General features: G+C 69.9%; 15 protein-coding genes and 3 tRNA genes. All 18 read right to left on the reverse strand.

The window, feature by feature from the left end; genetic code table 11:
- Window positions 1-111 precede the first annotated feature (111 nt).
- Entirely contained in the window at window positions 112-3,999 is a 3,888-nt protein-coding gene (locus AB0L34_RS09495; RefSeq protein WP_350682017.1) for a DNA-directed RNA polymerase subunit beta', read from the reverse strand.
- 80 nt (window positions 4,000-4,079) lie between these two features.
- Entirely contained in the window at window positions 4,080-7,511 is a 3,432-nt protein-coding gene (locus AB0L34_RS09500) for a DNA-directed RNA polymerase subunit beta (RefSeq protein WP_363703397.1), read from the reverse strand.
- Window positions 7,512-8,081: 570 nt separating this feature from the next.
- Entirely contained in the window at window positions 8,082-8,468 is a 387-nt protein-coding gene (gene rplL / locus AB0L34_RS09505; RefSeq protein ID WP_363703399.1) for a 50S ribosomal protein L7/L12, read from the reverse strand.
- A 54-nt stretch (window positions 8,469-8,522) separates the two neighbouring features.
- Window positions 8,523-9,068 (reverse strand): 50S ribosomal protein L10, encoded by a 546-nt coding sequence (gene rplJ / locus AB0L34_RS09510; protein WP_350682013.1) that lies wholly within the window; start codon window positions 9,066-9,068, stop codon window positions 8,523-8,525.
- 340 nt (window positions 9,069-9,408) lie between these two features.
- The gene (locus AB0L34_RS09515; RefSeq protein ID WP_363703402.1) at window positions 9,409-10,098 is read right to left on the reverse strand and encodes a hypothetical protein; all 690 of its coding nucleotides are present in this window, start codon (window positions 10,096-10,098) and stop codon (window positions 9,409-9,411) included.
- A complete protein-coding gene (locus AB0L34_RS09520; protein WP_363703404.1) occupies window positions 10,095-10,928 on the reverse strand; it encodes an ATP-binding cassette domain-containing protein in 834 nt (277 codons plus the stop codon). The genes AB0L34_RS09515 and AB0L34_RS09520 overlap by 4 nt, the downstream gene beginning before the upstream one ends.
- 80 nt (window positions 10,929-11,008) lie before the next feature.
- Window positions 11,009-11,725 carry a 50S ribosomal protein L1 gene (gene rplA, locus AB0L34_RS09525; protein WP_363703406.1) on the reverse strand — a complete coding sequence of 239 codons (717 nt, stop codon included), beginning with the start codon at window positions 11,723-11,725 and terminating at the stop codon, window positions 11,009-11,011.
- Between the two features lie 80 nt (window positions 11,726-11,805).
- Window positions 11,806-12,237, reverse strand: coding sequence for a 50S ribosomal protein L11 (rplK, locus tag AB0L34_RS09530; protein ID WP_350711556.1), 432 nt, complete (start codon window positions 12,235-12,237; stop codon window positions 11,806-11,808).
- A 184-nt stretch (window positions 12,238-12,421) separates the two neighbouring features.
- Window positions 12,422-13,144: a transcription termination/antitermination protein NusG gene (nusG, locus tag AB0L34_RS09535; RefSeq protein WP_357460220.1), complete on the reverse strand. Its 723-nt coding sequence runs from the start codon at window positions 13,142-13,144 to the stop codon at window positions 12,422-12,424.
- Window positions 13,145-13,182: 38 nt separating this feature from the next.
- Window positions 13,183-13,575, reverse strand: a complete 393-nt coding sequence (secE, locus tag AB0L34_RS09540) for a preprotein translocase subunit SecE (RefSeq protein WP_350681616.1) — start codon at window positions 13,573-13,575, stop codon at window positions 13,183-13,185.
- A 212-nt stretch (window positions 13,576-13,787) separates the two neighbouring features.
- Window positions 13,788-13,860, reverse strand: a tRNA-Trp gene (locus AB0L34_RS09545).
- A gap of 126 nt (window positions 13,861-13,986) precedes the next feature.
- Window positions 13,987-14,379: a MaoC family dehydratase gene (locus AB0L34_RS09550; protein ID WP_350681617.1), complete on the reverse strand. Its 393-nt coding sequence runs from the start codon at window positions 14,377-14,379 to the stop codon at window positions 13,987-13,989.
- 1 nt (window position 14,380) lies between these two features.
- Complete coding sequence (locus AB0L34_RS09555) at window positions 14,381-14,827, reverse strand: MaoC family dehydratase N-terminal domain-containing protein (RefSeq protein ID WP_357692569.1); 447 nt, start codon at window positions 14,825-14,827, stop codon at window positions 14,381-14,383.
- A 125-nt stretch (window positions 14,828-14,952) separates the two neighbouring features.
- Window positions 14,953-15,120 (reverse strand): 50S ribosomal protein L33, encoded by a 168-nt coding sequence (gene rpmG / locus AB0L34_RS09560; protein WP_013288652.1) that lies wholly within the window; start codon window positions 15,118-15,120, stop codon window positions 14,953-14,955.
- Between the two features lie 132 nt (window positions 15,121-15,252).
- Window positions 15,253-15,325: transfer RNA gene (locus AB0L34_RS09565), tRNA-Met, on the reverse strand.
- 25 nt (window positions 15,326-15,350) lie between these two features.
- Window positions 15,351-15,423: transfer RNA gene (locus AB0L34_RS09570), tRNA-Thr, on the reverse strand.
- A 96-nt stretch (window positions 15,424-15,519) separates the two neighbouring features.
- Entirely contained in the window at window positions 15,520-18,048 is a 2,529-nt protein-coding gene (locus AB0L34_RS09575; protein ID WP_363703409.1) for a bifunctional diguanylate cyclase/phosphodiesterase, read from the reverse strand.
- A 51-nt stretch (window positions 18,049-18,099) separates the two neighbouring features.
- On the reverse strand, window positions 18,100-18,240 hold the full coding sequence (locus AB0L34_RS09580; protein ID WP_350711563.1) for a hypothetical protein: 141 nt from the start codon (window positions 18,238-18,240) through the stop codon (window positions 18,100-18,102).
- Between the last annotated feature and the right edge of the window lie 276 nt (window positions 18,241-18,516).

Raw genomic sequence — 18,516 nt, forward strand, 5'->3', positions numbered from 1 at the left:
TGGGTACTAAATACCCACAATCCCCCCCGCGCCCGGCCGGTTGGGGCGGCCCCAACCCCGGCCCGGAACGGGGCCCCGGCGGTCGCCGGGGGGCCTCGTCGTCCGTGCTGTTTAGCGGTACGACCCGAAGTCGAAGTCGTCCAGCGGAACCGCCTGGCCGCTGGCCGGCCCGAAGCCGTAGTCGGTCTCGGGGTAGCCGGTCATCGAGTAGACCTTGGCCTTCGCCTCCTCGGTCGGCTCGACCCGGACGTTGCGGTACTTGCTGATGCCCGTACCGGCCGGGATGAGCTTACCGATGATCACGTTCTCCTTGAGGCCGACGAGCGAGTCGCTGCGCGAGTTGATCGCCGCGTCGGTCAGCACCCGGGTGGTCTCCTGGAAGGAGGCCGCCGAGAGCCAGGAGTCGGTGGCCAGCGAGGCCTTGGTGATACCCATCAGCACCGGGCGCCCGGCGGCGGGCTCGCCGCCCTCGGAGACGAGTCGGCGGTTCTCCGACTCGAACAGCGCCCGGTCGACCAGCACGCCCGGCAGGAACTCGGTCGAGCCGGAGTCGATGACCGTCACCCGCTTGAGCATCTGGCGGATGATGATCTCGATGTGCTTGTCGTGGATGAGCACACCCTGCGAGCGGTAGACCTCCTGGACCTCCTGGGTCAGGTGGACCTGGACCGCGCGCGGGCCGAGGATGCGCAGCAGCTCGTGCGGGTCGATGGTGCCCTCGGTGAGCTTCTCGCCGACCTCGACGTGGTCGCCGTCGTGGGTCCGCAGCCGGACCCGCTTGGAGATCTTGTCGTAGACGATCTCGTCGCTGCCGTCGTCCGGCACCACGATGATCTTCCGCGACCGCTCGCCGTCCTCGATCCGGATCCGACCCGGGGTGTCGGCGATGGGCGCCTTGCCCTTCGGGACCCGGGCCTCGAAGATCTCCTGGACACGGGGCAGACCCTGGGTGATGTCCTCACCCGCGACACCACCGGTGTGGAAGGTACGCATCGTCAGCTGCGTACCCGGCTCACCGATCGACTGGGCGGCGATGATGCCGACCGCCTCGCCGACGTCCACGGTCTTGCCGGTCGGCAGCGAGCGGCCGTAGCACGCGCCGCAGACGCCCAGCTTCGACTCGCAGGTGAGCACGCTGCGAACCCGGACCGTCTCCACCCCGGCGGCGACGATCTTGTCGACCAGGATCGAGTTGATGTCCTGGCCCCGCTCGGCGACGACGGTGCCGTCCGGCCCCTTGATGTCGTCGGCCAGCGTCCGGGCGTGCACGCTGGTCTCGGCGTGCTCGTGCACGACCAGCTTGCCGTCGATCCGCTCGCCGATCTGCATCGGGATGGCGCGGTCGGTGCCGCAGTCCTCCTCGCGGATGATCACGTCCTGCGAGACGTCCACCAGACGACGGGTCAGGTAACCCGAGTCGGCGGTACGCAGGGCGGTGTCCGCGAGACCCTTCCGGGCACCGTGCGTGGAGATGAAGTACTCCAGCACGGAGAGACCCTCCCGGTAGCTGGCCTTGATGGGCCGCGGGATGATCTCACCCTTCGGGTTGGCCACCAGACCACGGATCGCCGCGATCTGCCGGAGCTGGAGGAGGTTACCGCGGGCACCCGAGTTGATCATCTTCCACAGCGGGTTCTCCTGCGGCAGCGCGGTGTCCATCTCCTTGGCGACCTCGTTGGTCGCCTTGGTCCAGATCTCGATGAGCTCGCCGCGGCGCTCCTCGGCGGTCATCAGACCACGCTGGTACTGCTTGTCGATCCGGTCGGCTTCCTTCTCGTACCGCTCCAGGATCTCCCGCTTGCGCGGCGGAGCGATGACGTCCTCCATGCCGATCGTCACGCCGGACCAGGTGGCCCAGTGGAAACCGGCCTCCTTGAGCCCGTCCAGGGTGGCGGCCAGCGCCACCTTGGGGAAGCGCTCGGCGAGGTCGTTGACGATCGCGGAGAGCTGACCCTTGCGGATCTCGTAGTTCACGAAGCGGTAGCCCTGCGGCAGCGTCTCGTTGAACAGCACCCGGCCGAGGGTGGTCTCCACGGTCAGCGGGTCTCCCTCGACCCAGCCCTCCGGGGCGGTCCACGGCTCGGCGCCGGCGCCGTTGTCGACCCCGACCACGCCGCGCAGCCGGATCTTCACCGGAGCCTGCAGGTGCAGCTCGCCGTTGTCGAAGGCCATCCGGGCCTCGGCGTCCGAGCTGAACGCCCGGCCCTCGCCCCGCTCACCGGCGGTGAGGTGGGTGAGATGGTAGAGGCCGATGACCATGTCCTGGGTGGGCATGGTGACCGGCTTGCCGTCGGCCGGCTTGAGGATGTTGTTCGACGACAGCATCAGGATCCGCGCCTCGGCCTGGGCCTCGGCGGACAGCGGCACGTGCACCGCCATCTGGTCACCGTCGAAGTCGGCGTTGAACGCGGTGCAGACCAGCGGGTGGATCTGGATGGCCTTGCCCTCGACCAGCTGCGGCTCGAAGGCCTGGATACCCAGCCGGTGCAGGGTCGGCGCCCGGTTCAGCAGGACGGGGTGCTCGCCGATGACCTCTTCCAGCACGTCCCACACGACCGGCCGCTGCCGCTCGACCATCCGCTTGGCGGACTTGATGTTCTGCGCGTGGTTGAGGTCCACCAGCCGCTTCATCACGAACGGCTTGAACAGCTCCAGCGCCATCTGCTTGGGCAGGCCGCACTGGTGCAGCTTGAGCTTCGGGCCGACCACGATGACCGAACGGCCGGAGTAGTCGACGCGCTTGCCCAGCAGGTTCTGGCGGAACCGGCCCTGCTTGCCCTTGAGCATGTCGGACAGCGACTTGAGCGGGCGGTTACCCGGGCCGGTGACCGGCCGGCCGCGACGGCCGTTGTCGAACAGCGCGTCGACGGCCTCCTGGAGCATCCGCTTCTCGTTGTTGACGATGATCTCGGGCGCGCCGAGGTCGATCAGCCGCTTGAGGCGGTTGTTCCGGTTGATCACGCGGCGGTACAGGTCGTTCAGGTCGGAGGTCGCGAAGCGGCCACCGTCGAGCTGCACCATCGGGCGCAGGTCCGGCGGGATGACCGGGACGCAGTCCAGCACCATGCCGAGCGGCGAGTTGCGGGTGTTCAGGAACGCCGCGACGACCTTGAGCCGCTTGAGCGCCCGGATCTTCCGCTGCCCCTTGCCGGAGCGGATGGTCTCGCGCAGGCTCTCGGCCTCGGCGTCGAGGTCCATGTTCTGGACCAGCGCCTTGATGGCCTCGGCGCCCATGCCGCCGGTGAAGTACTCGCCGAACCGGTCCCGCAGCTCGCGGTAGAGCAGCTCGTCGGTGACCAGCTGCTTCGGCTCCAGCTTGCGGAAGGTGTCGAGCACCTCGTCCAGGCGGTCGATCTCGCGCTGGGCCCGGTCGCGGATCTGGCGCATCTCGCGCTCTCCGCCCTCCTTGACCTTGCGCCGGACGTCCGCCTTGGCACCCTCGGCCTCCAGCTCGGCCAGGTCGGCCTCGAGCTTGGCGGCCCGCTTCTCGATCTCCGAGTCGCGGCTGTTCTCGGCCTGCCGCTTCTCGGCCAGGATCTCGTTCTCGATCGTCGAGAGGTCGCGGTGACGCGCCTCGGCGTCCACGCTCGTCACGACGTACGAGGCGAAGTAGATGATCTTCTCGAGGTCCTTGGGGGCGAGGTCCAGCAGGTAGCCCAGCCGGCTCGGCACGCCCTTGAAGTACCAGATATGGGTCACCGGAGCGGCGAGCTCGATGTGGCCCATGCGCTCACGGCGGACCTTCGACCGGGTCACCTCGACGCCGCAGCGCTCGCAGATGATGCCCTTGAAGCGGACCCGCTTGTACTTACCGCAGTAGCACTCCCAATCCCGCTGCGGACCGAAGATCTTCTCGCAGAAGAGCCCGTCCTTTTCCGGCTTCAGGGTGCGGTAGTTGATCGTTTCAGGCTTCTTGACCTCGCCGTGCGACCACTGACGGATGTCGTCGGCGGTGGCGAGGCCAATGCGCAGCTCGTCGAAGAAGTTGACGTCGAGCACTATGTCCCCTATGTCGTCGTCTGTACTGCTAGCTAGTGGGTGGGGTCGGGCGCCGGCGAGCCGGCCCCCGACCGCTCACCTCAGACCTCTTCGACCGAGCTCGGCTCGCGCCGGGACAGGTCGATGCCCAGCTCCTCCGCGGCCCGGAACACCTCGTCGTCGGTCTCGCGCATCTCGAGGGCCACACCGTCGCTGGAGAGCACCTCGACGTTGAGGCACAGCGACTGCAGCTCCTTGAGCAGCACCTTGAACGACTCGGGGATGCCCGGCTCGGGGATGTTCTCGCCCTTGACGATCGCCTCGTAGACCTTGACCCGGCCGAGGACGTCGTCGGACTTGATCGTCAGCAGTTCCTGCAGGGCGTACGCGGCGCCGTACGCCTGCATCGCCCAGCACTCCATCTCGCCGAAGCGCTGGCCACCGAACTGCGCCTTACCACCCAGCGGCTGCTGCGTGATCATCGAGTACGGGCCGGTCGACCGGGCGTGGATCTTGTCGTCGACCAGGTGGTTGAGCTTCAGGATGTAGATGTAGCCGACCGCGATCGGGTCCGGCAGCGGCTCGCCGGAGCGGCCGTCGAACAACTGCGCCTTGCCGGTGGATCCGATCAGCTGCTTGCCGTCCCGGTTGGGCAGGGTCGACGCGAGCAGACCGGAGATCTCCTCCTCGCGGGCACCGTCGAAGACCGGGGTGGCCACGTTCGTGTCCGGCTCGGACTCGTGCGCCTCGATCGAGCGGAGCTGGCGCTTCCACTCAACGTCGTCGCCCTCGACCTTCCAACCGGTCTTGGCCACCCAGCCGAGGTGGGTCTCCAGCACCTGGCCGATGTTCATCCGGCTCGGCACACCCAGCGGGTTGAGCACGATGTCGACCGGCGTGCCGTCCTCCAGGAACGGCATGTCCTCGATCGGCAGGATCTTGGAGATGACGCCCTTGTTGCCGTGGCGGCCCGCGAGCTTGTCACCGTCCTGGATCTTCCGCTTCTGGGCGACGTAGACCCGGACCAGCTCGTTGACGCCCGGCGGCAGCTCGTCGCCGTCCTCGCGGGAGAAGGTACGCACGCCGATGACCGTGCCGGTCTCGCCGTGCGGCACCTTCAGCGAGGTGTCGCGGACCTCGCGCGCCTTCTCGCCGAAGATCGCGCGGAGCAGCCGCTCCTCCGGGGTCAGCTCGGTCTCGCCCTTGGGCGTGACCTTGCCGACCAGGATGTCACCGGGGACGACCTCGGCGCCGATCCGGATGATGCCGCGCTCGTCGAGGTCGGCGAGCATCTCCTCGCTGACATTCGGGATGTCGCGGGTGATCTCCTCCGGGCCCAGCTTGGTGTCCCGGGCGTCGACCTCGTGCTCCTCGATGTGGATCGAGGTGAGCACGTCCTGCTGCACGAGGCGCTGCGACAGGATGATCGCGTCCTCGTAGTTGTGGCCCTCCCAGCACATGAACGCCACGAGCAGGTTGCGCCCGAGCGCCATCTCGCCCTCGTCGGTGCAGGGACCGTCGGCGATGACCTGGCCGGCCTCGACGCGGTCGCCCTCGAAGACGACCGGCTTCTGGTTGACGCAGGAGCCGGCGTTGGAGCGGCGGAACTTGTGCAGCAGGTACGTGCGGCGGTGGCCGTCGTCCTGGTGGATGGTGATGTAGTCGGCGCAGAGGTCCTCGATGACGCCGCCGACCTCGGCGACGACCACGTCACCGGCGTCGACCGCGGCACGGTATTCCATGCCGGTGCCGACCAGCGGCGACTCGGCCTTGACCAGCGGCACCGCCTGGCGCTGCATGTTCGCGCCCATGAGCGCCCGGTTGGCGTCGTCGTGCTCGAGGAACGGAATCATCGCGGTCGCGACCGAGGTCATCTGCCGCGGCGACACGTCCATGTAATCCACGGCCGCCGGCGGGACGTCCTCGGTCTCGCCGCCCTTACGGCGGACCAGGACGCGGTCCTCGGCGAACGCCCCGTCGGCCGTCAGCGGCGCGTTGGCCTGCGCCTTGACGAACCGGTCCTCCTCGTCCGCGGTCAGGTAGTCGATCTGGTCGGTGACCCGACCGTCGACGACCTTCCGGTACGGCGTCTCGATGAAGCCGAACGGGTTGACCCGGGCGAAGGTGGACAGCGCGCCGATGAGGCCGATGTTCGGGCCTTCCGGCGTCTCGATCGGGCACATCCGGCCGTAGTGGGACGGGTGCACGTCGCGGACCTCGAAGCCGGCCCGCTCCCGGGACAGACCACCCGGGCCGAGCGCGCTCAGCCGGCGCCGGTGGGTCAGGCCCGCCAGCGGGTTCGTCTGGTCCATGAACTGGGACAGCTGCGAGGTGCCGAAGAACTCCTTGATCGCCGCCACGACCGGGCGGATGTTGATCAGGGTCTGCGGCGTGATCGCCTCGACGTCCTGGGTGGTCATCCGCTCGCGGACGACCCGCTCCATCCGGGACAGCCCGACCCGGACCTGGTTCTGGATCAGCTCGCCCACCGTACGCAGGCGCCGGTTGCCGAAGTGGTCGATGTCGTCGGCCTCGTAGCCCTCCTCACCGGCGTGCAGCCGGCAGAGGTACTCCACGGTGGCGACGATGTCGTCCTCGGTCAGCGTGCCGGTGGTGATCGGCACGTCCAGCTCGAGCTTCTTGTTGAACTTGTAACGACCGACCTTGGCGACGTCGTACCGCTTCGGGTTGAAGAAGAGGTTGTCGAGCAGGGTCTGGGCGTTCTCGCGGGTCGGCGGCTCGCCAGGGCGGAGCTTCCGGTAGATGTCGAGGAGCGCCTCGTCCTGGCCGGCGATGTGGTCCTTCTCGAGCGTGGTCATCATCAGCTCGGACCAGCCGAACCGCTCGCGGATCCGCTCGGCCGACCACCCGATGGCCTTGAGCAGCACCGTGACGGCCTGCCGGCGCTTGCGGTCGATGCGAACGCCGACCGTCTCGCGCTTGTCGATGTCGAACTCCAGCCAGGCACCCCGGCTGGGGATGACCTTGACGCTGGAGAGGTCGCGGTCGGAGGTCTTGTCCGGCTGCTTGTCGAAGTAGACGCCCGGGGACCGGACGAGCTGGCTGACCACGACGCGCTCGGTGCCGTTGATGATGAAGGTGCCCTTCGGCGTCATCATCGGGAAGTCACCCATGAACACCGTCTGGCTCTTGATCTCGCCGGTGGTGTTGTTGGTGAACTCCGCGGTCACGAACAGCGGGGCGCAGTAGGTCAGGTCCTTCTCCTTGCACTCCTCGATCGAGGCCTTGACCTCGTCGAAGCGCGGAGCCGAGAAGGAGAGCGACATGGTGCCGGAGAAGTCCTCAATGGGACTGATCTCGTCGAGGATCTCCGCGAGACCCGAGCGTGCGTGCGGGTCGTCCGCCGACCGGCCCTGCCAAGCCTCGTTGCCGACGAGCCAGTCGAAGGACTCGTTCTGGATGGCGAGGAGGTTGGGGACCTCGAGGTGTTCGGTGATCCTGCCGAATGAGACTCGGCGGGGAGCGAATGCGCTCGACGTACGACTGGTCTTCGCAGGGCGGGAAGCTGCCAAGATGCGTCCTTCCGAGGACCGGTGCTGCAGAACGGCTGGTACGCGTGCACTCCAATGACCCCGCCAGAATTATCCGTAAACGGACATTTCCGAGCAGGGGTCAAGTCGGAAGGCAGCGCAAACTAGCAGTGTAGCCGAGAGGCTAACCGCTGTCCAGCCCACCCCGCAGGTCGTCGCGGAACGCGCCTCGGGACCCCTGGAACCGGGTCTCACCGGGCCGCTCGGAACGCGACGTTCCTGCCGGGCCGCTCGGGTGTCGCGGCCGATGGTGCTGCCGCTGCCATTACCCAAGTGGTGGCCGTTGCAAGCGCGGAAGGTCTTGCTGGTGTCAGCGTGCCTGTCAGCCCGGGGCCGCGTCAAGGGCCGGCATCCGGGTCGCCCCGTCTTTCCCACCCAGGGGCTACCGCCACACACCGCGTACGCGGCGACGCCAGGCGTGGACGCCCTGCTCACCGCGCTGCGACCCGGCCACCAAGACGGCGGGCGGCGATCCACTGTCGGATCACCGCCCGCCGTGACGCGGTGTGCCCCGGCTCACGTGAGCCGGACGCGCGCCTGGTCGACCTCAGGTCACTTGAGGGTGACCTTGGCGCCCTCGCCCTCGAGCTTGGCCTTGGCCTTGTCGGCGGTCTCCTTGTTGGCCTTCTCCAGGACGGCCTTCGGAGCGGCCTCGACCAGGTCCTTGGCCTCCTTGAGGCCCAGGCCGGTCAGCTCGCGCACGACCTTGATGACCTGGATCTTCTTGCCGCCGTCAGCCTCGAGGATGACGTCGAACTCGTCCTTCTCCTCCTCGACCGGGGCGGCCGGGCCGGCCGGGCCGGCCACGCCGGCGACGGCGACCGGAGCCGCGGCGGTGACCTCGAAGGTCTCCTCGAACTGCTTCACGAACTCGGAGAGCTCGATCAGCGTCATCTCCTTGAACGCGTCGAGCAGCTCTTCGGTGCTGAGCTTCGCCATGTCTGGCGTCCTTTCCTGAATCTGTTAGGTAAGAACTGGGTGCGCCGCGGGGCCTCAGGCCGCCTCGGCGCCCTCCTTCTCGCGCTTGTCCGCCAGGGCGGCCGCCGCACGGGCGGCCTTGGAGAGCGGGGCCTGGAACAGGGCCGCGGCCTTGCTCAGGTTGCCCTTCATCGCGCCGGCCAGCTTGGCCAGCAGCACCTCACGGGACTCCAGGTCGGCGAGCTTCGTGACCTCGGCCGCGGAAATGGCCTTGCCCTCGAAGACACCGCCCTTGATGACGAGCTTCGGGTTGGCCTTCGCGAAGTCGCGAAGGCCCTTCGCCGCCTCGACGACGTCGCCCGAAACGAAAGTCAGCGCGGTAGGACCGGTGAACAGCTCGTCGAGGCCGGAGATGCCAGCGTCGGACGCGGCACGCTTCGCGAGCGTGTTCTTCGCGACCGTGTAGCTGGTCTCCTTGCCGAGCGAGCGCCGCAGCTGGGTGAGCTGGGAAACCGTCAGACCGCGGTACTCGGTCAGCACCGTGGCACCTGCGTTACGGAAGCTCTCGGTCAGCTCAGCGACGGCCGTGGCCTTGTCGGCCCGGATCGGCTTGTCCGCCATGTCCCTCCTCTCTCGTTGCTCGAGGCTGGTCACCGTCGTCGGCCGGAGCGTTCGACGGGAGCGGAGGCATCACGAGAACGAGAAAGCCCCGGCGCAGGGCGCACGGGGCGAGGGCCGGGCCACGGGCACAGTCGGCGGACCGTGCTCAGCACCGATTTTCGCTTACCGCCCTGCGCGGGTCGCCCGTCGTCGCGGGACCTTCGACCGTGCCGGGGCACGGTGACCAGCGGTCTCTGGGTGGAACTTCGCGCCAAGGTTACGCGAAGAGTGCCCGGACCACCAAATCGCCCCCGGGTGCACCGCGTCACCCCTCCGGTGGGCCCCGGGAGCGGGCCGCCGGTCAGGGCCGGGTGCGACGCCGCCACAGGTAGGCCGCCCCGGCGGCCGCGCTCCACGCCACGGCCCAGCCGGTCAGCAGCGCCACGGTCGACGCGGCCAGGTCGCCGGCGGCAGCCCGCGCGGTCGCCATCACCGGCGGCGCCAGCCACGGCGCCACCGAGCCGCTCAGGCCGAGGGCCACCGCGCCGACCCCGCCGAGCGCCAGCACCGCGACGCCGTAGCCGGCGCTGCCCGCGCAGGCGCGGCTGGCCAGCGCCCCGAGCGCCACCGCCGCGGGTACGGCCAGCAGGTGCGCCCACAGGCCGACGGCGAGGCCGAGGGGCACCGAGCGGTCGTCCGGCCCCACGGGGCCGGCGACTCCGCCGACCAGCCAGGGGAAGACCAGCGCGACGACCACCGTGCCGAGCCCGGCCACGCCGGCGGCGAGCAGGCCGGCCAGCCGCTCCCGGCGCACCCCGACCAGCGCCTGGGCCAACCGGCGCTGCACGTCGGGCTCCACGTCCAGCAGCACCTTGGTCTGCCAGGCCAGCACCGGGAAGAGCACCACCGCCGAGACGCCGTACGCCTCTCCCGGCTGGGCCCGGCCGCCGCCGTAGAGGACGCCGAGGGCCACCAGGCCCGCGAGCAGCGGCGCCAGGGCCCGCCCCGTCCGCAGGAAGCCGGCCAGCCGCAGCCGGAGCAGGGCGGTCACCCCGCTCCCCCGGTGGCCGGACCGGTCGGCTCCGCCACACCGGCCTCCGCCGCCCCCTCGGCGACCGCGACCCCGTCCGGCGTGCCGGACGGGATCGGCGCCCCGGGGCGTACGCGCAGGACGTGATGGCCCTCGGCGCGCAACCGGGCGACGGTGCCGGCGACCCGCGCGGCCGGCACCGCGACCTCGACCACCGCCATCGCCGCGTCGGCCGGCGGCGCGCCCTCGGTGACCGTGCCGTCGGCCACCGTCCAGCGGCGGGCGCCGGGCAGTCGGGCGATCTCGCCGCGGTGGTCGCTGACCAGCACCGACCCGCCCGTTGCCAACACCTCGGCGATCACCGCGGGCACCAGTTCCCGGGTGGCGGCGTCGAGGCCCTCCCACGGCTCGTCGAGCACCAGCAGGCCGGGGGTACGCAGCATCGCCTGGGCCAGGCCGACCTTCTGGGCGGTGCCCTTGGACAGCTCCGGCAGCCGGATTCGGCGGAACCGGGCCAGGCCCAGCCGGTCGGTCCAGTGGTCGACCGCCCGGCCCGTCGCCGCCGGATCGAGGCCGGCGACCCGACCCATGGCGGTCAGGTAGCGCTCGACGGTGAAGGGCTGGTCGGCCGGGAAACGCTCCGGGACCCACCCGACGTGTCGGGGCCGGTCGACCACGCGCCCCCGGCTCGGCCGCAGCACCCCGGCCGCCACCTGGAGCAGGGTCGACTTGCCCACGCCGTTGCGGCCGAGCACGACCACGACCTCACCGGAACCGACCCGCACATCCGTCTCCCGCAGCACCCACGGCCCGCGCCGCCGGTACCGCAGCCAGACGTTCTCCAGTCGCACCCGGCCGAGCATGCCACAGCGGAAAGGAAACGGGGCGCCGCCACGATGTGGCGACGCCCCGTCACGGGTGCTGCGGGTGCTCAGCCCTCGGCCGGGGCCTCCTGCAGGTTCTTCACCAGGTTCGGGTCGACCGGGACGCCCGGGCCCATGGTGGTGGTGAGGGTGACCTTCTTGAGGTACTTGCCCTTCGCGGCGGACGGCTTGGCCCGCAGGACCTCGTCGAGGACCGCCGCGTAGTTGTCGATCAGCTGGGTCTCGGAGAACGAGGCCTTGCCGATGATCAGGTGCAGGTTGGAGTGCTTGTCCACCCGGAAGGTGATCTTGCCGCCCTTGATGTCCGAGACGGCCTTGGTGACGTCCATGGTCACCGTGCCGGTCTTCGGGTTCGGCATGAGACCGCGCGGGCCCAGGATCCGCGCGATCCGGCCGATCTTGGCCATCTGGTCCGGCGTGGCGATCGCCGCGTCGAAGTCGAGCCAACCACCCTGGATCCGGGCGACCAGCTCGTCGGTGCCCACCTCGTCCGCACCGGCGGCGGCGGCCTCCTCGGCCTTCGCGCCGGCGGCGAAGACGATCACGCGGGCGGTCTTACCGGTGCCGTGCGGCAGGTTGACCGTGCCACGGACCATCTGGTCCGCCTTGCGGGGGTCGACGCCGAGGCGCATCGCGACCTCGACCGTGGCGTCGAACTTGACGTTGGTGGTCTCCTTGGCCAGCTTCACGGCCTCGGCGGGGGTGTAGAGCTTGGACCGGTCGACGACCTCGGCGGCCTTGCGGTAGCTCTTGCTGCGCTGCATGTTCTGGTAACTCCTGTGGTCTATGGCGGGCCGCGGCGTCCGCGCGCCCTCCCACGAACTGGATCTGGCGGTGACCGGGGTCAGTCGGTGACGTTGAGGCCCATCGACCGGGCGGTGCCGGCGATGATCTTCTCAGCCTGGTCGACGTCGTTGGCGTTGAGGTCGGCCATCTTCTTCTCGGCGATCTCGCGTACCTGGGCGCGGGTGACCGAGCCGACCTTCTCCTTGTGCGGGACGCCCGAGCCCTTCTGCACGCCGGCGGCCTTGATCAGCAGCCGGGCGGCGGGCGGGGTCTTCAGCACGAACGTGAAGCTGCGGTCCTCGTAGACGCTGATCTCGGCGGGGACGATGTCGCCCCGCTGGGACTCGGTCTGCGCGTTGTAGGACTTGCAGAACTCCATGATGTTCACGCCGTGCTGGCCGAGCGCGGGGCCGACCGGCGGCGCCGGGGTGGCCTGGCCCGCCGGCAGCTGAAGCGTGAAAGTCTTGACGAGCTTCTTCTTCGGAGGCATGTCTCTTCCTGGGGCTTGAAACTGGGAAAGGTGCCGGCCGCGGGCGCGCACGGTCAGCGCGATGCGACAGCGGCGACGTTCTAGGGTAGCGCAGCGTCCCGCCGCCCCTCCCGCCGAGGTCGCACGGGCGGGTGGAACGAGTACGCCGACGGCGGGCTGCTGCCCACCGCCGGCGACCGGGACCTCAGATCTTGGCGACCTGGTTGAAGTTGAGCTCCACCGGCGTCTCGCGGCCGAAGATCGACACGAGCACCTTGAGCTTCTGCTGGTCGGCGTTGATCTCGCTGATCGTCGCCGGCAGCGAGGCGAAGGCACCGTCGGTGACGGTGACCGAGTCGCCGACCTCGAAGTCGAGGACCTTGATCTCGGGCTTGGCCTTCTTCTGCTCGGTCTCGACGGCCGGCGCCAGCCACTTCAGCACCTCGTCGAGGGAGAGCGGGGCCGGGCGGTCGGCCCGGTCCGTCGCGCCCACGAAGCCGGTCACGCCCGGCGTGTTGCGCACGCAGGAGTAGGACTCCGCGGTCAGCTCCATCCGGACCAGGATGTAGCCCGGGAAGACCTTGGCCTGCACCTGCGACCGCTTCCCGTTCTTGACCTCGACCTCTTCCCGGGTCGGCACCTCGACCTGGTAGATGTAGTCCTCCATGTCGAGGCTCGTGATCCGGGTCTCGAGGTTGGTCTTGACCTTGTTCTCGTAGCCGGCGTACGAGTGCACCACGTACCAGTCGCCCGGCGCGTAACGCAGCTTCTGCCGCAGCTCGGCGACCGGGTCGTAGTCCTCGTCCGGGGCGGGCTCGGTGGTGGGGAACTCCGGCTCGCTGGCGGCCTCGACCGACTCGTCACCAGCCGCCGTCGCCACCGTGGACTGCTCGTCCGTGGTCTCGGCGGTCTCGTCGTACTCAGGCACGCTCGCTCACTTCCGTCACTATCGGCTCAGTCGGCCGGTCAGCTGGGGTTGCCGAAGACCCACAGCACGCCCTTCGCGAAGGCGAAGTCCAGGCCGGCCACGATCGTCAGCATCACCGTGACGAAGGCGACCACCACGGCCGTGTAGGTCAGCAGCTCCTTGCGGGTCGGCCAGATGACCTTACGCAGCTCGGCCACGACCTCGCGGATGAATCGGGCGATGCGACCGAACAGACCGACGCGATCGGTGTCCGTCTTGGTCTTGGGCCGGCTGTCGGCCGACTCGGCCTTCGCCCGCGACCGCGTCGCGGTGCCGCCCCGGGAGACCGGCTCCTCGGCGTCGGTGGCGTCGTCGTCGGCCACGTCGTCGACGACCTCGTCGTGCAGACGGTCGTCGCCGGCGTCCTCGCCGCGCCGCTTCTTGTCGGCCACTTCGCCCTCCGTCGCGGGATGTCGGGTCGCACGCGGTGGGCGTGCGCAGCGCTTGGTCACGCCGGCCGGACCAACCGTCCCGCGACGGGCCGCGGCCGGTGGACCGGCCGGACGGACCCGAATGCCTCGGAACCACCCCGCCGATGCCACCACCACGGGCCGGACGCCGCCCTACGGCGGCGCGACCCACGGGAACGGTCAGGCCTGAGGCGCAGGGGTGACAGGACTTGAACCTGCAGCCTGCGGTTTTGGAGACCGCTGCTCTGCCAATTGAGCTACACCCCTGTGCGGCAACGCTCACCCCGCCCGGTCAAAGGACCGTGCAGGGGTCACTTGCCCCACGGCGGACCAGTGTACGGGTAGTCGCACGACTTTCCCAACCGGTCTGCCCATCGCGCGTCGCGCGCCTGGTCAGCGGGCCGTCCGGACGGTCGCCCGGGCCTGCGAGAGCACCTTCTCCCCCCGGCAGGTCGCGGTCACGTCGAGCCTGGTCAGGCCCTCCTCGGTGACCTCACGAACGACCGCCGTGACCTCGATCTCGGTGCCCTCGTCGTCGTCGGGGACGACCACCGGCCGGGTGAAGCGGACGTTGTAGTCGACCACCGCGTCCGGCCTGCCGGCCCACTCCGTCAGCGCGCGGCCGACCAGCGCCATGGTGAACATGCCGTGGGCGATCACGCCGGGCAGACCCACCTTGGTGGCGAACCGGTCGCTCCAGTGGATCGGGTTGAAGTCCCCCGAGGCGCCGGCGTAGCGGACCAGGTCCGCGCGCGTCACCCGGAACGTCTTGGCTGGCAGCTCCATCTCAGCCCTCCCCGCGTACGACGAGCTTCGACCAGACGGTCACCACCGGCTCCCCGGCCGACGTGCCGACCTCGGTGCGGGTGGTCAGGAAGTCGTGCCCGCCGCGGCTGCTGACGTCCTCGACGACGCAGACGCAGACCAGCTCGTCCCCCGCCACCACCGGACGGGTGTAGGCGAAGCGCTGGTCGCCGTGGACGACCCGGCTGTAGTCCACACCGAGGGCCGGGTCGTCGATGATCTGCTGGCTGGCGGCCATGCTGACCACCACGGGGAAGGTCGGCGGGGCGACCACGTCCGGGTGGCCGAGCGCGCGGGCGGCCTCCGGGTCGTGGTGGGCCGGGTCGGCGGCGCCGATCGCCGTCGCGAACTCACGGATCTTTTCTCGGCCCACCTGGTAGGGGGCGGTCGGCGGGTACGTCCGGCCGACGAAGGACGGGTCCAGGGACATGCCGCGAACCTACACGCAAAACAAGATCGCCGATCCGTACGGGGCGACGGCGGCCGGAGCCGCGCCGTCCTGACGGACCGGCGATCGGGAAGTGCGGGGACCGGGCCGGCGGAGCCGGCCGCGGGTCAGCGGGTCTCGCGGTGGACCGTGTGCTTGCCGTCCCGCGGGCAGAACTTCTTCAGCTCGATGCGGTCCGGGTCGTTACGACGGTTCTTGCGCGTGATGTAGTTGCGCTCCTTGCACTCCACACACGCCAAAGTGATCTTCGGCCGGACATCGGTCGCCTTCGCCACGGCGGAGTGCCTTCCTCGCTACGGGTAACAACTACGGCGCATCAGCCTACGCGCTGACCACGCGGACATGCAAAGTGGGCGCCTGTGGCGCCCATCCCACCGGCCACCGGGAGTGAGCCCGGTGAACGAGAGTAGCGGTGGCCGGACTTGAACCGGCGACACAGCGATTATGAGCCGCTTGCTCTGCCATCTGAGCTACACCGCCGTGGCGGGTCCAGCCGGACCCTCTGAGCCCCCTTACGGAATCGAACCGTAGACCTTCTCCTTACCATGGAGACGCTCTGCCGACTGAGCTAAGGGGGCCTGCGCGATCTCCCCGGGGGGTGACGCGCAGGGGATACATTACACGGCCGTGCGGCGGAGATGAAATCGGATCCCCCAGAGCCGCGTTTCCACAGCTCAGGGCACGACGCGCAGCCGGGGCAGCTCCCCGGCGGAGATCGTCTCCGGATCCACCTGGGCGCCGAACCAGGCCTCCAGCCGCTCGTACGGCAGCGGCCGGCTGAACAGGAAGCCCTGGCCGATCTCGCAGCCGATGTCCTGGAGCAGCTCCAGGGTCAGCTCGCTCTCCACACCCTCGGCGACCACGGCCAGGCCGAACTGCTGGGAGAGGGTGACCACGGCGTTCACGATCGCCAGGTCGCCCGGATCCGTCGCCATGCCCTGCACGAAGGAGCGGTCGACCTTCACCTCGTGCACGGGCAGCCGGCGCAGGTGCGCCAGGGACGAATCCCCCGTGCCGAAGTCGTCCACCGACAGCCGTACGCCGAGGTCCCGCAGCCGCCGCAGGGTCGGGATGGGCCGGTCGGTGCCGTCCAGCACCCCGGCCTCCTTGATCTCCAGCGTGAGCCGTTGCGGCGGTACGTCGTACTCGTCGAGCAACTCCTGCACGCGGGCCGGGAAGTGCTGGTCGGTGAGCGTACGGGCGGAGAGGTTGACCGCGACGGAGAGCGGCTGGCCGGCGTGCGACCAGTCCCGGCTGCGCCGCAACCCCTCGCGGAGCACGAACTCGGTGAACCGGCCGAGCTGGCCGGTGTGCTCGGCCACCGCGACGAAGTCCTCCGGGGCGACCGACCCGTGGGCCGGATGCTCCCACCGCGCCAGGCACTCCACGCCGACCAGCCGGCGGTCCCGCAGCGTCACCTTCGGCTGGAAGTAGACCTTCAGCTCGCCGTCGTCCAGCGCCCGCCGCAGGTCGCCGGCGAGCCCCAGCCGCCGCAGCGACCGGGACTCCAGCGCCGGACTGAACAGCTGCACGCTGCCCGGCACGGACTTGGCCGCCGTCGCCGCCAGGTCCACCCGTTGCAGCAGGGAGGCGGCGTCGCTGCCGTGGTCCGGGTGTACGGCGACGCCGACCGCCGTGTCCACGTCCAGGGTGAGCGCGTCGAAGACCATCTCGTCGCGGATCTGCTCGCGCAACTGCGCGGCCAGCTCCACCGCCGCCTCGGCGCTCTCCAGCCGCAGCGTGACCAGGAACTCGTCCCCGCCGGCCCGGCCGACCAGGGCCGACGACGGGGCGCAGGCGCGCAGCCGGTCGGCGACTTCGGCGAGGATCTTGTCGCCGGCCGCGTGCCCCAGGGACTCGTTGACCTGTCGCAGCCGGTCGACGTCGAACAGCAGCAGCGCCACCACCTCACCGGGCGCCCGGATCTTGACCGCCTCGTCCAGGGCGCCGGTGATCCGCCGCCGGTTGGGCAGCTTGGTCAACGCGTCGTGGTAAGCGTCGTGCCGCAGCCGGTCGACCAGCCGGGAATTCTCCAACGCCACCGCCGCGTGCGCCGCCACCGTCTCGAACAGGGGCACGTCGGTGCGGACGAAGTGATTGCTGTCACCGAGGCGGTTGGCGACCTCCAGCGTCCCGATGACCGCCTGGCCGGACCGCAACGGGATGACGATCACGTCCTTGACGCGCTCCGCCGACAGCGCCGGGCGCAGGTCGGCGTCGGTCATCAGGCCCCGCCCGACGGCCACCGTACGGCCCTCGTCGCGGGCGCGTTCGCGCAGCGCGGCCGGCGTCTTGGCGAAGTCGAGCAGGCCCGGGTCGTCGTTGCGCGCGGTGAGCAGCACCTCCGGGTGCCGCCCCTGGGCGGGCAACCAGAGGGTGGCGTACTCGGCCTGCATCAGGGCCCGCACCCGACCGAGGAGGGCGTCGGGCAGGGTGCCGTACTGACCGCTCTCGCTCACCGCGCGGCTCAGTTCGTACATGTCGGCGAGCGTGCGGTGCTGCCGGAAGAACTGGGCGTACGCCCGGTAGACGAGCGCCAGCGCGGCGACCAGGACCGCCAGCAGCAGCAACGACCACCAGGTGGCGGCGATGAGGATCAGGACGATCATCCCGCAGGCGATGTTGATCGCCGCGGCCAGCAGTCCCGGCGGGGACTTCCGGAAGACCTCGCGCCCGGCCTGCCAGCCCTGGAGCAGCGTGTGCACCCCGGCGATCGCGGTGAGGCTCACCAGGTTCACCATGCTCGCCGCGACGAACAGGGTCAGCCAGGTGGCCGGACCCACGCCCTGCACCGGTGGGAACGCCTGGAGCACCAGGACGGCCAGCGAGGAGCCGGCGGCGGCCCGGGCCACGTTGAACCAGAACTTCGTTGCGGTGGAGGGGTGCCGCAGGTGGGTGATGATCGCCGAGAGTGTGTAGATCGCGACGACCGTGAGCGGCCGGACGAGGAAGAACGCCAGGACGAGCGGGATCTCGTTGAGCGTCATCCCGATGGACTGCCGCCGGACCGTGAAGTTCAGCACCGGCATGCCGGCAGCCACCATGGCCACCAGCAGCAGCACTGCCAGTGGCCATTCGCCGAACGGCTCCGGGGCGACCAGGCCGACGACCGTGGCGCAGACGACGGCGAGCATCGCCAACGGCCCGGTGATCAGCCAGGCGTACTCCGTCGAGCGGGGACCGGTGCGGCCTCGACCCGCCATGCCGCTCCCCTCACCGGCCGCGCCGGCTCACATCATCGACGTCGTGTTTCGTCAGAGCTTGGGCATGTTCCAGACGAAATCCAACAACTGGGCGTCGCCGACGTTCGAGGCGTCACCGACGAAGACGCCACCAGCCACAGCGGCGAGTACGAAAAACGAGCCAAGCAGCCGGCCCAGCCTTCGACCAGACATGTTTGCTCCTGTCAGGGAAGTGTCACGGGGATGGTGGAGGTTCCACGATCGTGCCACAAGGCAGGTACCCAGAAAAGCCGTGCGCCTGCTGGCGGCCCGTGCGTCGGTGACGTTCCGCCGTTCGGACCACCACCCTCGTCGCAGCAGACCAGATCACGAGCCTGCGACGGCCACCACCCACTTCGTACAGTGCCGAATACGACCTTCGGCGCATTCCGCTCGGTGACCGGGCGGACAGGGGCCGGCCGATCGTACGGCTACCACCCATCAGTCGCC

The organism is Micromonospora sp. NPDC052213, assembly GCF_040679695.1.
GTDB lineage: Bacteria > Actinomycetota > Actinomycetes > Mycobacteriales > Micromonosporaceae > Micromonospora.